The organism is Nostoc sp. JL31 (assembly GCF_017114965.1).
Taxonomy (GTDB): Bacteria; Cyanobacteriota; Cyanobacteriia; order Cyanobacteriales; family Nostocaceae; genus Nostoc; species Nostoc punctiforme_A.
This window is the reverse complement of the sequence record NZ_JABXKO010000035.1, coordinates 1-15237: the sequence shown is the minus strand read 5'-3', so window position 1 is coordinate 15237 and position 15237 is coordinate 1. Positions and strand designations below refer to the sequence as shown.

The following is a 15237-nucleotide window of genomic DNA, read 5'->3' as shown; positions in this document are numbered from 1 at the left end:
TTTTTATTTAACGCAGAGATAAGATTGATATTTATTACACACATTGATGGGCGGGGAGTGGTTCAAAGGCTCCGCGTTCTTCTAAATTTTGCAGGATAGACTGGGCTGATTTTCCCCCCATGAGCGATCGCAATATTTGTAATCGTGTTCCGCTATGAGTCTCTGTATCTAGTTCTTCTAAAATTTTGATTTTTTGCGATCGCGTCAGATGTCCTTTCACTTGTTCGATTGCTGCAAGTACGCTTTGTGGCCCCACCTGAACCATAAACAAAAACTGTGCCAATACATCAAGAATTGTTGTTTGACTAAATGCTGAAACAGTAATTTGATTAAACAAGGTGGTTCCCGTAGCGTGATGACGGGATTCAGATTGTAAAAAATTAGAAAAAAGTTCTGCTAAAACTGGATAGCGGCATTCCTTCGCTAAACGCCGATAATGGCTTAAACCCCATCCTTCTAAAACCACTTGCAGCACAAACAACAAAACTGTTTTATCTGGACTTTCAACCACTTCTGATAGTAAGCGCAAAAACGGATCGTCCGTGCTAGTTACTTCTATTTCTGGCAAAAAATGGCTAATTTGGTGAAGATGGGTAGCTTCATCAGCCGTAAACAATGCATAAAGCATTTGCTCTTCAACTGTTTCTGCTAAAAGTACCATTTTTGCCATGTAGCCAACACCTGCTTTCTCAATAAAATATGATTCTTCTAACAGACTGCGGTTAGCAAGTTCCAAAATAGCAGATTGTTCATTAATATTAGATTGCTGAAAAATTTTGACTTGATGTAACTTAAAAAAATCAGCATCCCAATAATTTAATTGCGGAGAACTATCATAATTATTCTGATTAGGTAACGCTGCTGTTAATATCCGTCGCAAACGGTCATCATTATCTGTATGCGGTAGGTTAAAACCGACAATTTTATATTTTAAATCCATTTTTTTCCTGTTCAATTAATGTGAATTCAGGGTTATATCAATTCTCCGTGAGTTTGTACTTAATGATTACTCCTTCTCTCTTGGCGTACTTGGCGTACTTGGCGGTTCGTTTAATAATTAACTGCATCTTCATAGCGAATTACTATTAGGTGTTGATAAAGTTTGAATATTTGGATAATTAACAGTTTCCCACTTTCCCCAGCTTAAGGCTTTTTGTTGATTAACGTGCTGAATAAATTCCAGAATAGATTGATCTGCTTTAGTAGGAGTTTTTAAATCAAACTGAATTGTTTGAAATACCTGTGTATCCCCTTTGGCGAAGTAATTACCAACCTGCTGAGTTAACCATAACAAACTACGATTTAAAACCCATCCCCAAAATCCCGGACGTTTGGGAGTCACAAGAATTGTTTGCCCTTCAGTTTTACCACCTTCGATCATTCGCAGTGTAAATATAATGTAGAAGTGCAGAAAATCCGGGCCTAGCGTCACAGTGCCAGTACTGCTATACCAGTAACACATACTATAAGTAACTTCGTTGCGATATAGAGGACGAATCAGGCGAATTAACCAAGAATCATCCCCTCCGCGTGTAGTGTTGCTGAAGGTAATAGCATTGGGGTTGAGGTTTTGAGAATCAAATACAATCTCTAAAGGCAAATTGTGTACTGTGTTGAAATGGTGAGCATCAATCGCATTAATTAGTAAGACATTGGGATGACAGTTTTTGACAAAGCGAGTCCCCAATATATAATCACAATCTGCCTGTTCTAACTCTGGTACAAAAGGCAGCGAACTGGGATTTTCTTCTCCCACCCAAACCCAAACCATGCCGTATTTTTCTGCTGTGTGCCAAGTTTTAATACACACAGGTAGCGGTTTTACGAGAGAAGGAACATCTACACAAATTCCGCGACTATCGTACTTCCAATTATGAAAAAAGCAGCGAATTCCATCACCTTCTACCCTACCTTCTGCTAAATGAGCGCCCATGTGTGGACAATAAGCATCTATAGCTATTACCTGACCACTAACTCCCCGATAAATTGCCAGATTTCTACCTAGCAAAGTTATAGCTTTTACTTTGCCAGGCTTTAATTTTTTTGATGGTAATGTCCAGTACCATCCCTCTATAAATTGTGTCGGATTGTTAAAGTTGGATTTTGGGTTTGTAGATACCATAAAAGTTAAATTAGGACACAATCTTGCACAAATTGTAACGATGATTCTGACTCCCACATCCGTTTTCCAGCACGAGTGAGATTGTCATAGTTAATTTCAGTTAAACAAACCAATTCATCCCCTAATCGATAGCCGGGGTTTATTTCTTCAAAAAACTGGATATGGAGGTTAGTCTGTCTTCCTGTGGGGATTTCAATTAACGCCTCACAGAGAATTTGGGGATGGGGGAAATGGACGATACCAGTCGCTTCTTGGTATAAACTACCATAGTATTCCCGTGCTAAACTCACCATCAGATTTGTTACATCGGCAGGTGTTGTAACATCATAACGCGGATAGAAATCTTGCCAAAAAGTAGGGAGAAAACGATAAGTGCGAAAACCAGAGCAAATTAGCAGCCAGTAAAGTTTATTTTCTGCATAGTGTTGACGCAGAAAATTGATGGCGGCAATCCAACTACGTGGTAGTGTTGTACTCGACCAAGCACTAGGATCAACAATAGTATCGCCGGAATACACCACACTAATTTTTGCTCCCAAAAAAGTCGTTTGGCATAACATGAGAGTTGAAAATCCTTTGAGTGCGTTGGATGTTTCATCTCTCAACAACAAAACCCAGTTTTTGCACTCTAGATCCATTTGAAACCCATCCCAGGTTATACCTTGGAAGTGATTTTGCAGCAACGCATACATGGCGATGCGATCGCTTGGCTGCAACTTTTGAACAGGAATCAGCAAACTCTTCATTACTCGGAAATTACCTAAAATCGATTGGTAAGATGTATTTATTTAAAACTTTATCGACCAATTTGGTAAATTTACGGTGTAATGTGACAGATTGCAAAATGGTTATCTACGCTACAATCTCATATTCACATCTTGCGCGTTCTCAATAAGGTTTGATAGAAATTGCCCACTCTACAAAGAATTAAGATGTAGTTAGCTTAAGAAACCTAAGATTACCAAAGTTCTTGTTAAGTTACGCTGTCGCTAATCCAACCTACTATTCTACACCCCTATTTTTTGACCATCGAGACGGTTTTAGCTGATTTACATACTCCATATATTCAGCTAATGGCTGATCAATACTAAGGAGCAACTTCGGATTAAAACGAATGTTGTCGTAAATTTTGCCATCCTCATCCCTGAGCATATAGTAAGCCAAGCGAGTACAGAATAGCAAAAACTGACTAAGCAGATATCCCACAATACCTTGACGTTTTTCAGTTACATAAATCGGTTGAATTATAGTTCTTTCAGGTGCAATTGGAGTATAAGCATATATCATATACAGTGGCGGAAAAAGCCTAACATCTTTCATCATTGTTAACAAGCCAATGCAACCATGAGCATAACGCATTGAATACTGATATGTAGAACCCAGAAATATTTGACCTAACTTTTCTCTCCAAGTAGTTTGAGGGAATTGTCCCCGCATTGTAAAGTCAATTTGCGTCCCTAATTTGCTACGAAGTAGCGACAGATCCATTTTGATGTCTAAATGATGAATTGTTTTTAAATGTTGAGCATCAATCCCATTCATCATACAAATATGATGATGGCAACTTCTTTCAAATGCAATATCAGCTTGTGCAACAATTTTTTTACCTTTCAATTCATCAAAATCAACCACTCCCTCTGGTGCTTTAGCATCTGGATAAATCCAGATAAATCCATACTTTTCCTCTGTTGCATAAGCTTGCAATTTGGCTTGAGTAGGAATTTCTGATTGACAGGGAATATTTTGACAAAGCCCTGTTTCATCAAATGCCCAATGATGAAATGCACAACGAATCCAATTACCGTCAACTTTCCCAATTCCTAAATCTGTTCCCAAATGAGGGCAGTAAGCATCCAAAGCCCGTACTTGCCCATCTTCACCTCTAAAAATGGTAATTTTATGACCGCATACTTCTACAGATTTTGCTGTTTTTTTAGGGATTTCATGACTAGGACAGGCAATATACCAACCCTGAGCAATTACATTCCAATTATTGAATATTTGCATAATTGTTTGATAGATAATTATTGAATATTTCTTGCTGTTGGCGAATATCATCTCGATATTTACCTGTCAAAATTCTAAATAACATTTTACCTAAACAATAAGAAGCCCGCCAAGAAAATACAGCATCTTGTAAATCAATATGGCTACGCTCAAATAAAAAATGTCCGGTTAATCCCAATAATTGAGTTAACGGTAAGCCCAAGAGCAACCAAAAGTTTTGCAACTTCCAAGTATAAAAGAGTAAACTGTAAAAAAAGAATATTCCCAGAATGTGTAGAGTAATATTAATTGGATGCTGGTGTTTAAGAATAAAAATATCCCAATAGTCTATAAAAGGATGATCTATAATTTGATTATTAATCCTATTTCTCAAACTTTGTCGAGGATTATAATTCATATCAAAACCTTACAAATTTTCGCCTCGCTGCATCAAAAATTTTACTCAAATATACTTTAATAGTCATTATCAGCTACACAAATACCTTTACATTTAATACCATTCGTAGTAGTGCGCTGACAATGAGAACATAGAACCTTCTCTTTTTCTGTTTCTTTATTTATGTTTATACTAGTGCTTTCCTGTAGCTTGTCTTTGTCAGTCTGAAGTTTGACATTCATAAAAATAGAGGAATTTTTCACGGTTTAATATTTCGTCGCTTTTTTCTGACCGTTATTAAGCAGAGGTTTGCACTGAATCATAAGGCTGGATCAAAATCTCAGCCGGAATACCTAACTCTTGATTTAACTTCCGAATCATCTCCAAGGTCAAGGAGCGTTTACGAGATAGTATCTCAGATACCCTCGCTCGACTGCCAAGACATAACTCCAAATCACGACGAGACCAGCCACGGGTATCCATGTAGTATTGAATTGCTTCGATAGGATCGGGTTTTTCAATGGGAAAATGTGCCTTTTCGTAAGCTTCTACTAAGGTACTCAACACATCTAATCGATCGCATTCAGGTGTATTAGGGACGGCATCAAACAGCAATTCAATTTCTCGAAGAGCGTTTTGATAGTCAGCTTGGGTTCTAATTGGACGTAATTCCATACATCAACCTCTATTTAGATAGTTTCTGCATCTATCTTGTCATACTCGATATGAGTGCCAATAAACCGGATAAAAACAATACCGATATCATAACGAATTGCGACAATGAGCCGATAGTTATTGCCTTTGATGTTGAATACGACACGGTTGTTAGCAATAATACTGGCATTACCATGAGCGGCTTTAACATCAACTGGACTCTGCCAATCGGCGTGAGAGGCTTCATAGTACCAAGTTTTTAGTGCTTCTTCAGCATCTGGATGAGATTCCCAGAAATTTCGCAGGGCGCTGCGGGATAAAATACGCATAGCATTTATGATAATTTGATCCCACTTTGGGATCAAGAGTCACTTGAAGAGATACTAACTTTTATCCCGAATTAAGCCTAACATTCCTAATCAGCGATCGCTCCACCCGCCGTAGGTATTACTCTTATAAAAATAGTGCGTTATGTTTCGTTAAGGTAGCGTACAGGAAAAGCGATCGCACTCAACTATATGGCTGCAACCAACCCTTGATAGCCGCTTTGACAACTTTAAGATACTTATTCTCTAAGATAAACTCGTCAATTGCTGTTTCCCCACTAGCTTGGAGCGTACCAGCGACACGACGCTTGAAACTTGGAGTAGTTTCATCGTTAACATAAGCCACTTTTTCTAGCTCTGTTGCAGTCGGATTCGTTTGTTCTAACTGGTTCAAGAGTTGCTGAATCTCCTCGGCTGCTTCCGCAAGAGTCTTCTTCGATTCGGATAAATGGATATGCTGATTTGCTTGCTGTCGTGCGTCACCGGAAACTTGGTTTGCAAAATTGCCCACGTTTGCTCCACGAAAGTCATTTTTGAAGGATTCTGAGTTTGATTGACTTTCTGATGAAGAATTTTGCATTTGTGACTGCTATATCATCCGTGAGAGGTTAAGGTAAAGTATCTTTTGTCAATCAGTAAAAATACTCAAAATAATCTTATTGAAAATGATAATTGTGCGGGGGAGAGGGAAAGGAGGCATTGAAAGTGCGTATAGCAGTGGTAATTAGGGGAAGCGTTGTGTTAATTTCAGAACCCAATTGGGAAACATAAAGTAAAAAATTGGGTATTTTTCTGTCATGAAAGCGGTTTTACAACATAGTGAAGAAGATTGTGGTGCTGCTTGCCTTGCAACCATAGCACAACACTACGGTAGAACCTTCGGCATCAACAAAATGCGAGAATTAGTAGGTACAGGTAAGCAAGGCACTACTCTGCTTAGTTTAAGACGAGGGGCGGAAAACTTGGGTTTTAATGCCCGTCCAGTGAGAGCAACTCCTGAATTAATAGAACGCTTGGATAGAATTTCTCTCCCTGCCATCATTCACTGGAAAGGATATCACTGGGTTGTATTGTACGCACAAAAAGATCAGAAATATGTTATCGCCGACCCAGCAGTAGGTATTCGCAAGCTCAACCGTCAAGAGTTATTAGAGGGTTGGGCGAATGGTGTCATGCTGTTATTAACTCCAGATGAAACTCGTTTTTATCAACAGGGATCGGATAATATAGGCAGTTTTGGACGTTTCCTCAAAAGAGTTTTACCCTATAGCAAAATACTTGCGGAAGCGATCGCAATCAATATTGTCGTTGGACTTCTTTCTCTGGCTGCTCCTTTAATGATGCAGCTCCTCACAGATGATGTTTTGGTGAGGGGAGATATGCAGCTATTAACTACCGTAGCCATTGCGGTTATTACTTTAAATATTTTTCGAGCTGCTATAGGTATTGTTCAATCTCACTTAGTAGGACAATACGCTCAAAGGCTAGAGTTGGGATTAATTTTAGATTACGGGTATAAACTCCTCCGCTTACCTTTATCTTATTTTGAAGCCCGTCGCAGTGGGGAAGTTGTCAGCCGCATTGATGATATAGAAAGGGTTCATAACTTAGTTTCTCAAATTGTTTTAGGTTTACCCAGTCAATTTTTTATCGCTGTCATCTCTTTAGGAATAATGATTTTTTATAGTTGGCAGCTTTCTTTAGCTTCCTTATTTGTCTTTATGATAGTTATGGGTATTAATTGGCTGTTTTTACCAGCTTTACAACAAAAAACCCGTGCTTCTATTGTTTTAAATACAGAAATTCAAGGTTTTCTTGTAGAAACTTTTCGCGGCATCCAAATACTTAAGACTACCCAAGGTACTCCTCAAGCTTGGGAAGAGTATCAAGCTAATTACGGTCGCCTCGCTAATTTAAAGTGGAGTACCATGAAGCTAGGGTTTTACAGCACCACCGTTACAACTCTACTCAATAGTTTGACAAATATTGGTTTACTTTGGTTAGGCAGCTACTTTGTAATTAATCGCACCCTAAGTATAGGTCAATTACTTGCTTTTAACGGCATGAGTGGAAATTTCTTAGGCTTTTTGAGTTCGGTGGTAGGCTTAGTTAATGAATTTATTACTGCTCAAGTAGTAATTCAGCGCCTTACAGAAGTCCTAGATGCTACAGCAGAGGATGAGAAAGATCGTAAAAAACCTTGGGCGGAAATTACTGCTGATACAGATGTTGTTTGTACTAATCTGAACTTTCATCATCAAGGTAGAATTGATTTATTAAAAGATTTCTCTCTCACCATTCCTGGGGGAAAAGTAACAGCCTTAATCGGACAATCAGGTTGTGGAAAAAGCACTTTGGTAAAGTTAATAGCCGGATTATATGACTTGCAATTTGGTAATATTCGTTATGGAATTTATAATCAGCAAGACATATCTTTAGAATGCCGCCGTCAACAAATAATATTAATTCCTCAAGAACCGCACTTTTGGAGTCGTTCAATTATTGAAAATTTCCATTTTGCCTATCCTTCAGTTAATTTTGAACAAATCGTTAGAGCTTGTCAGATAGCTGGTGCAGACGAATTTATTAGCAATTTACCTGATAAATATCAAACTATATTAGGAGAATTTGGTGCAAATATTTCTGGAGGACAGAAGCAGAGATTAGCAATAGCCAGGGCAATTGTTACTAATCCACCAGTATTAATCTTAGATGAATCTACAGGCGCTTTAGACCCAGTATTAGAAACTAAAGTTTTAGATAATTTATTAGCGGAGCGTCAGGGTCAAACAACTATTATGATTAGTCACCGTCCTAGAGTAATTGAGCGGGCTGACTTCATTGTTCTGTTAGAAACAGGAGAGTTGAAGCTGACTGGTACTCCCAATGAATTACGTCAGCTACCTGGTCAGCACTTGAAATTTTTAACTCCCTAATATTCTCAAGCAAAAGTTTTTATTTTAGAGGAGTTATGAATGATTATTGTTTATCTTTTCTCCTTCTAGCTCCTGCCTTATACGTATCATATATTGGATATTAATCTTGCTTTTCTCAAAATAAATTGCAATACAGTTTCCTCTTTAGAGATAATATCAGCGCTTCCTTCCATTCCTAATTGGATAGCACATTCTTTTCCTGCAATCTTCAATATATAGTTTTCTGGTTTAATATTCACCTTGTAACTACCTGTTTGTGAAATTCCCCCCATCCCTAAAGAAGAGTTAGAAGAATTCAAATTAGATTGAGGTTCTATTGCATCTGGAGAAATGCTGCTCACTGTACCTTGTAAAGAGCCATAGTCGGGATAGGGACAAGCAGATACGCGCATATACACTTTTTGTCCCAGCCGAATTTTACTGATTTCCTCAGAAGGAATATCGGCTTTGATTTCCAGTGGTGCTTCACTAGGAGCAATTTGGGCAATCATCTCTCCAGAAGCAATGACTTGAGAGATATTTCGTAGATTGAGTTGTGCTATTGTGCCAGAGGCAGAAGCACGAATTATGATATTTTGAAGTTCAATTTCTATTTGTTTGAGTTCTTTTTTGAAGCTGTTTAATTGGTTTTCTAATTCTGTTTGTCGTTGAATAAGCTGTTCTCTTTCTTGCTGAAGTCTAGATAAAGTTGCTCCCCCTCTAGCTTTTTCTTGAGCGATTCTTTCACGAGCGATCGCAATTCCTGCTATGGAGTTAAGGGTAGTTTTGGCTTTGTTTAACCTTGATTGGGCTGCTTCAACAGCTCCTTGTTGCTTTTCTACAGTTTGCTTGTGAGCTTCTACTATTGCTAATTGAGACAAGAGTGTTTGTTTTTGTTGTTGAACTGCGAGAGTTACTTCTTCGTATGCATCTTGAGAAAGCGCACCAGATTTGACTATCGGTTTATAGCGATCGCTTTTGACTATCGCTGCTTTGAATGAAGCTTGGGTTGCAAGTGAATTCGCTTGAGCCGACTTTAATTCTGCTTTGGCTGTTTCTAAATCATTTTGAACTAATTTTAAGTTAGCTACTGATTCTTCTACTTCCGTAGTGGTGCTAATTTGACTATTGTGATATTCCGTTTGAGTGCGTTGCAGTTCAGCTTGAGCAGCAGATGTGGCACGCTTTGTTAGTTCGCTTTCTGCTTGAGTCTGTTTATCTAAAGCAGAAATTTGAGCAGTTATTTGAGTTGATTGAACGGTAGTTTGTTGAATATTGCCAAGAAGTTGGCTTTTCTTCGTTTGTAGGCGAGAGCCATCAAGTATAGCGATGATATCTCCTTGTTTAACTTGCTGATTTCCTTTTACTAAAATATCTTTTATTATCCCTTCCGTAGCAGCTTGTACTAGACGGAGTTCTCCAGTTGGACGAATGGTAGCAGCTACTTTAACTGTGGTTTTATATTTGAGGATACTTGCAAGGGTAACGCCTGCAACAAAGGTAGCTATAAGTACCAAACCGCCAATAGTTGTCCATTTACCGATAGGAGGTAAAAAATCTTCTGGAGTAGCAGCAGCTAGAGAGTTAAGATTAATTTCTTCTGGGTGAGGTATTACTTTTTCTACCTTGGGGAAGGAATGAGAATTTGGGATGAAAGAGATATCAATATTAGTCATAGTTAAGTAGAACAAGACGAGTTTTAGAAGCTATAAATTTTCCAGTTGCACTTGAAGTGTAGTAAGCAAAAAGCTCTGCCTTTAGTTGTTTGAAGGAGGCAGAGCTTGAGTAATTGGATTTCTCGGCTAGAGTTGAGAAATGAGGTAAATAAGTTGTTTAATTTTTATTAGTCTAATTTCCGTCTAATTGGTTCTCTCCCACCATTCCAGTTGCTTCTAAAGCTAGCTCACCTGCTGTGTAGAGTCCAAGTGCTGTCATGCCTCCAGCCTGAGTCACTGCGCCGCCTGCATTATTCAAAGTTTTTATTGTGGCATGTGAAACTGTTTTTGTAACTTTCTTCCACCAACTTTTACCTCCTGCTAATTGTTCGCAGCATTCATCTGATAAGACTTCAAACAATTCTTCTTGATTTTCAATTGTTAGGCTTTGATTTTTGTTAATAGACATGCTTATTCTCCAAAATAAATAAATACGAAGGTTAACTTGTTAACTCTTGAGCAAGAAAATCATACTCTTTCTGGCTCTAACTATTAATTAGATTAATCCAAAAGAATGTATATACACAGACTTGACAATCCAACTTATGAAAGATAGCAGCCAACATAACAATTTTTTTGCTCTTGATTCAGTATTTATTTGGATTATTTTTCCGATCTAAGCTTAGTAAGTAAATCTATGGAATTTCATTCGGTATATAGTCTTTATTACTAGATTTATCAAGCTTTTCAATATGCAATATTTTTCATGTGTTTATATATATAAACAATATTTATAAAAAAATCATGAATTAGTTATAGTCTTGCAGGATTTCTTTAAAGTTATCAACAAACTTTCTAAGTTTTTTCTACCTATTTACCCTGAAATTGATTGTCTAAGCAGGTATCAATTAGCGTAAATATAGCATAGCTGATATCAGGGGCAAGATAGCCCTCTTCTGTCACTCTCCAGGCGATCGCTAGAAGCCTTATGAGGCAATCAATGCAACCTATACTATTAGAAAAAAATGGGTCTTGTATTTGTTATTAAAGATGACGATGCAATTTTGATTGTTGAAGTTTTTAATAAAACAACAAGAACAACATCCAAGAAGATAATTGAGATTTGCAAAAAGCGTCTGAGCAAATATGATACCGATCAACAGGAGTAACGTGATGGAGCAAGCAAAGAGAGAACGTTTGGAATCTAAAGGCTGGAAAATTGGCACAGTTTCAGATTTTTTGGAGTTAATACCGTTTCTTTGTGAAGCTGCGCCAAATCTCTTAATTTCTTATTTCTTCTCTTCGAGACGCTTCGCGTTGGCGAAGCCTCTCGTAGAGAAGGCGTACTTGGCGCTCTTCTCTAACGAGACGCTGCGCGATGGCGGTTCGTTCTTTATTTCTTACACCATAGGCGCATCTTCATACAGAACTGGCATAATACCCGAACAAACTATCTTTGTTGAAATTAAGCTAGCTCTCAGCCAAAACTTGAAAGACCGTCGGCAAGAACTGATGACTCAAAGTGAACTCGCTGCTAAAATTAGTTCCAGCCAACCTCGGATTGCTAAAGCTGAAAATGGCGATGCTTCAGTATCAATTGAATTGTTGATTCGGGCAATGTTAGCAACAGGTGCAACTCCTCAAGATATTGGGCAGGTGATTGCTGGTGTGGGGTAAAAGCAATTCAATGCTCCCCTCTCAAGCCTCCGCATAAGATAATTCAACAAGGAGACAAAACAGTTCCCAACTTTTCACGCCCCAAGCGATCGCTCACCTTACCCCGACAAACAACCTGAACCCCATTAATATAAACCCCTTGTACAATCTCATCCGAGCCACGCTTAACCATCCGAGGTTCACCATCTAAAACGGGATCAGATATCTGCACTTGCGGGCTAATTGGCTGATTTAAAGCATTGGGATCGAGTAAAACTATATCTGCTTTAGCACCAACTTTCAGAACTCCCGTATCAAGACGAAACCAACCAGCAGGTTCTCCGGTAACGCGGCAAATCGCAGCTTCAGGTGAAAGAAACTTCGTTGCAACTGCTTGTTTGAGGAAAGATAAAGCTCCATCATAGTAGCCCAGATTACGGACGTGAGCGCCAGCATCAGTAAAACCAGGCAAAATATGGGGATGCTGCATCATCGCTAAACGGGGTTTTAGGCGATCGTTTGCCCCTGTCGCCACCCAACGTAAATCTGTATCGTATTTTTGTAATGCGTGGATAAATAAATCTAGTGGTTCTTGTTGCTTTTGACGAGCAATCTCTGCAAAACTTAACCCTTGCCAACTTGCTTCGGGACAGTGAATAACTTCCATCAAATCTAACTGACGATGGAATGATTTACGCCGTTTACTGAGCCATTCTTGGCGAAACTGACGACGAAAAATTTCCGATGCCCATAATTGTTGCCTTTCTTCTCGTGACTGACAGCCATTGAGTTGTGCGCCTGTGGAGAATTCTTCAAATAAGGGAGTCACAGATCCATCAGAGTAAATGGTGAAGGGTTCAGTTAGGGTTTGAAAACGCACATTCCCATTTAGAAGCCGATTCCAAATAAAAAGTAGGGGAGAAAATATTCGCCATAGTTTGCGATCGTGTACGGCATCTAAGGCTGAGAGGACTGTTAGCCGCAGTGGTTTTTGTCCAATTCCTGAACCCATACGCAGAATATCCACAAAGGAAACAAGTCGTTGTAAATTGGGTGTGACTTGAAAAACGCGATCGCACCGCCGACATAAATCCGCCAACATTGCATATTCTTTAAATTTGGCGTGTTGAGAGGGAATTGTACAGCCTTGCCATTCTCCACTCATCCGATGCCAGGGAAACATATCAATAGAAATGCCAATAAAGCCAGCGTCTAAAGCATCTCTGGCTATACGCTGCATAAGATTTAGTTCAAATTTTGTTGGCTGAACAGTTAAACTGCGTTCTAATCCCATCACATGAGCGCGTAAGGCACTGTGTCCAAACATTGGGGCCAAGGGGTAACTGTTGCAAATGCTGTAAATATTCTGCTGCTGTCTGCCAGGAAACCGACTTTTTCAACCATTTTGCAATCAGCCGATGGGAAAGTGTCTCTACCCTCTGAAAAATATCAGCCAGGATTTGGGGTTGGGCGATCGCAACAGACAAGCTACAGTTACCAATAACCACGCTGGTAACACCATGACGCACTGATTCGCTCAATCCTGGTGCAATTTCTAACTCTAAATCGTAGTGGGTATGAATATCGATGAATCCTGGCGTAACCCATAACCCAGAAGCATCAACTACTTCACGCGCTTCAACAGATAAAGATGGAGCAATTTCCACAATCTGTCCATTTTCAATCCTAACATCGCCGCGAACAGGTGCAGATCCTAAACCATCAAAAATTAATCCGTTTTGAATCAGCAAATCCAACATGATTCTTTGTTGCCTTTTGGTTGTTATTGGATCTGTTTAGGGTCATTATAGGCTGGGAATTTCTTGAAAATGGCGATCGCTTGTATTTGAATAATTATCAATCTACCGATAACCTGTGGTTAATTGGCGAGCGCATCCCAGGTGTTATAGAACTTATTACTCTTCGATTTTGTTGTAGATAACTCTGTATACGTGCATACCAATGCGAACATCTTTCTTAGTTAAATGGGTTTTAGTTCCAACAAGCATTCCTGCTTCTGCAACTTCAATAAGATTCTTTTCAAACTCCAATGACTCACATTTTTGCTCTTCAAAGATAACTGGAAGCTCAAAAGCTATCCTATCTCCAAGTCTGAGGGACGATGCTTCAATTTTTATACCCAAAATTCCTTTACTTTCTATAAAACGTTCTATTGTGCCAATAAACTCATAATGAATTGGCAAAATATTTATTCGTCCTACTTGGTAGAATAAATCCTTTATTTGTTTATGATTCCATTTATTCTGAACAAAATTTCTTGCTAGTCGATGCAAATCCCATGTCGTTAGAAGTCCAATTTGTTGTTCTTTGGCTACATCTAAAATTTCTTGTCTAAAAGGTAAAGCATTATCCCGTTCTAGAGGTGGAATATGTCTCTGGTGGTTAATTATGGTTAGACCCTGAATCTTAACGCTTTCCCATTCCCTCATCCGCAGTACAACGTACTTTTGCACTGCTAGAGCATCATCATCAGAAGGAAAGTTCTTGATTCCCTTTACTTCAAGTAGTAGCGTTGTTTCATAGTCATGAATCTGCAAATCTTCCCTGTTTTGCTTCTGAATACCTTGCGCCGCTAATTCCTGATCAACATCTTTAATTTGTTGAAATCCTAATATTTGCAAAGTTTTTATGATTGCCTGAACTAGTGCATCTCCTGTTTCTGTCAGTAGATTAAATAGATAAGCATTAGTATTTTTCTCATTTTCTATTTCTTGTTCTAAAACTGCTACCTTTAAATTTGTTTCTTCACGTATTTCAACTATCTTTTGATGTAATCTATTCACTTGAGGTAAAGTATATTCAACTCGATGTATCCAACTTGCATATTCTTGTTCTGGAAATAGATATGGTACTAAATCGGGTAATATCTGCTCAATTAATTCAGTAGTAAAAGCCGCTTTTCTCTTCAGATTAGGTAAAATCAGAATCCAACCTTTTCTTTCGTCTGATGGGAACATTAAGCCAGCGACATCATTACCAAATTTATTTTTTAACAATGGTAGCCATTCTTTTTTTAACCATGAACCTAAAGAAAGCGTACAATTATAAGTTGCTTCTTCTAAATATTCCGATAGCAATAATATAATTGGCCAATTTTTAGAAAGCTCTTGAGGAAAGTTGAGCATAGCACCATGATCATTTCCAATTTTATAGTGAGCTTGATCACCAAGCATTGTCAGAAAATTCCAATTATTAGAATTTCTTTCTAGTTTAGGCTGAAACACTGAGTAATTTTTGTAACCCAAGTAATAATTTTGGATTTCAAGGGCATCTGCAAAAATTACAAAGACTCCCCCTGTGTTTAAAATTCTGTCAAAATCACGTTCTACCGAGTAACTCCCAAAAGGTCGTGGGTTGACATAGCCTTGTCTATGATCAACCCACCATTCATCTATGCCGTCTTGTGGCTCTTTTATATCTTCTTTTTTGAACCTATCCCACTAATAATATTTTGTTAATCCAGATATGAATTGTAGCAAGGTCAATGAATGCGTCAAAGTAAACT

15 protein-coding genes are annotated in these 15237 nt (G+C 38.5%); 2 read left to right on the top strand and 13 right to left on the bottom strand.

Annotated features, from left to right (window positions below; genetic code table 11):
• Positions 1-34: 34 nt before the first annotated feature.
• From HWQ43_RS07460 to HWQ43_RS07425, 8 genes are all read right to left on the bottom strand, one after another.
• The gene (locus HWQ43_RS07460; protein ID WP_292731785.1) at positions 35-940 is read right to left on the bottom strand and encodes a ferritin-like domain-containing protein; all 906 of its coding nucleotides are present in this window, start codon (positions 938-940) and stop codon (positions 35-37) included.
• Between the two features lie 129 nt (positions 941-1069).
• The gene (locus HWQ43_RS07455) at positions 1070-2122 is read right to left on the bottom strand and encodes an aromatic ring-hydroxylating dioxygenase subunit alpha (protein WP_292731783.1); all 1053 of its coding nucleotides are present in this window, start codon (positions 2120-2122) and stop codon (positions 1070-1072) included.
• A gap of 5 nt (positions 2123-2127) precedes the next feature.
• Complete coding sequence (locus HWQ43_RS07450; protein ID WP_292731781.1) at positions 2128-2868, bottom strand: hypothetical protein; 741 nt, start codon at positions 2866-2868, stop codon at positions 2128-2130.
• A 256-nt stretch (positions 2869-3124) separates the two neighbouring features.
• A complete protein-coding gene (locus HWQ43_RS07445; protein ID WP_292731779.1) occupies positions 3125-4129 on the bottom strand; it encodes an aromatic ring-hydroxylating dioxygenase subunit alpha in 1005 nt (334 codons plus the stop codon).
• Positions 4113-4526, bottom strand: coding sequence for an Mpo1-like protein (locus tag HWQ43_RS07440; RefSeq protein ID WP_292731777.1), 414 nt, complete (start codon positions 4524-4526; stop codon positions 4113-4115). Before HWQ43_RS07440 ends, HWQ43_RS07445 begins: the two co-directional genes overlap by 17 nt.
• 276 nt (positions 4527-4802) lie before the next feature.
• Positions 4803-5180 (bottom strand): helix-turn-helix domain-containing protein, encoded by a 378-nt coding sequence (locus HWQ43_RS07435; RefSeq protein WP_292731774.1) that lies wholly within the window; start codon positions 5178-5180, stop codon positions 4803-4805.
• Between the two features lie 14 nt (positions 5181-5194).
• Positions 5195-5488 (bottom strand): type II toxin-antitoxin system HigB family toxin, encoded by a 294-nt coding sequence (locus HWQ43_RS07430; protein ID WP_292731772.1) that lies wholly within the window; start codon positions 5486-5488, stop codon positions 5195-5197.
• A 181-nt stretch (positions 5489-5669) separates the two neighbouring features.
• A complete protein-coding gene (locus HWQ43_RS07425) occupies positions 5670-6065 on the bottom strand; it encodes a hypothetical protein (RefSeq protein WP_292731770.1) in 396 nt (131 codons plus the stop codon).
• Between the two features lie 217 nt (positions 6066-6282).
• On the opposite strand from HWQ43_RS07425, the gene HWQ43_RS07420 reads away from it, so the two are divergent.
• Positions 6283-8421, top strand: a complete 2139-nt coding sequence (locus HWQ43_RS07420; protein ID WP_292731768.1) for a peptidase domain-containing ABC transporter — start codon at positions 6283-6285, stop codon at positions 8419-8421.
• Positions 8422-8507: 86 nt separating this feature from the next.
• Here the strand turns inward: HWQ43_RS07420 and HWQ43_RS07415 are convergent, their stop codons facing one another.
• Together HWQ43_RS07415 and HWQ43_RS07410 are read right to left on the bottom strand one after the other, a co-directional pair.
• Positions 8508-10076, bottom strand: coding sequence for an HlyD family efflux transporter periplasmic adaptor subunit (locus HWQ43_RS07415; protein ID WP_292731767.1), 1569 nt, complete (start codon positions 10074-10076; stop codon positions 8508-8510).
• 172 nt (positions 10077-10248) lie between these two features.
• Entirely contained in the window at positions 10249-10524 is a 276-nt protein-coding gene (locus HWQ43_RS07410) for a hypothetical protein (RefSeq protein ID WP_292731765.1), read from the bottom strand.
• 704 nt (positions 10525-11228) lie between these two features.
• Here HWQ43_RS07410 and HWQ43_RS07405 point away from each other — a divergent pair.
• Positions 11229-11732, top strand: coding sequence for a helix-turn-helix transcriptional regulator (locus tag HWQ43_RS07405; protein WP_292731763.1), 504 nt, complete (start codon positions 11229-11231; stop codon positions 11730-11732).
• Positions 11733-11775: 43 nt separating this feature from the next.
• Here the strand turns inward: HWQ43_RS07405 and HWQ43_RS07400 are convergent, their stop codons facing one another.
• The 3 genes from HWQ43_RS07400 to HWQ43_RS07390 all read right to left on the bottom strand — a co-directional run bounded on the left by HWQ43_RS07400 (position 11776) and on the right by HWQ43_RS07390 (position 14905).
• Positions 11776-13038 carry an amidohydrolase family protein gene (locus HWQ43_RS07400; RefSeq protein WP_292731761.1) on the bottom strand — a complete coding sequence of 421 codons (1263 nt, stop codon included), beginning with the start codon at positions 13036-13038 and terminating at the stop codon, positions 11776-11778.
• Positions 12962-13471 carry an amidohydrolase family protein gene (locus HWQ43_RS07395; RefSeq protein WP_292731759.1) on the bottom strand — a complete coding sequence of 170 codons (510 nt, stop codon included), beginning with the start codon at positions 13469-13471 and terminating at the stop codon, positions 12962-12964. The genes HWQ43_RS07400 and HWQ43_RS07395 overlap by 77 nt, the downstream gene beginning before the upstream one ends.
• A gap of 156 nt (positions 13472-13627) precedes the next feature.
• The gene (locus HWQ43_RS07390) at positions 13628-14905 is read right to left on the bottom strand and encodes a hypothetical protein (RefSeq protein ID WP_292731757.1); all 1278 of its coding nucleotides are present in this window, start codon (positions 14903-14905) and stop codon (positions 13628-13630) included.
• Positions 14906-15237 lie beyond the last annotated feature (332 nt).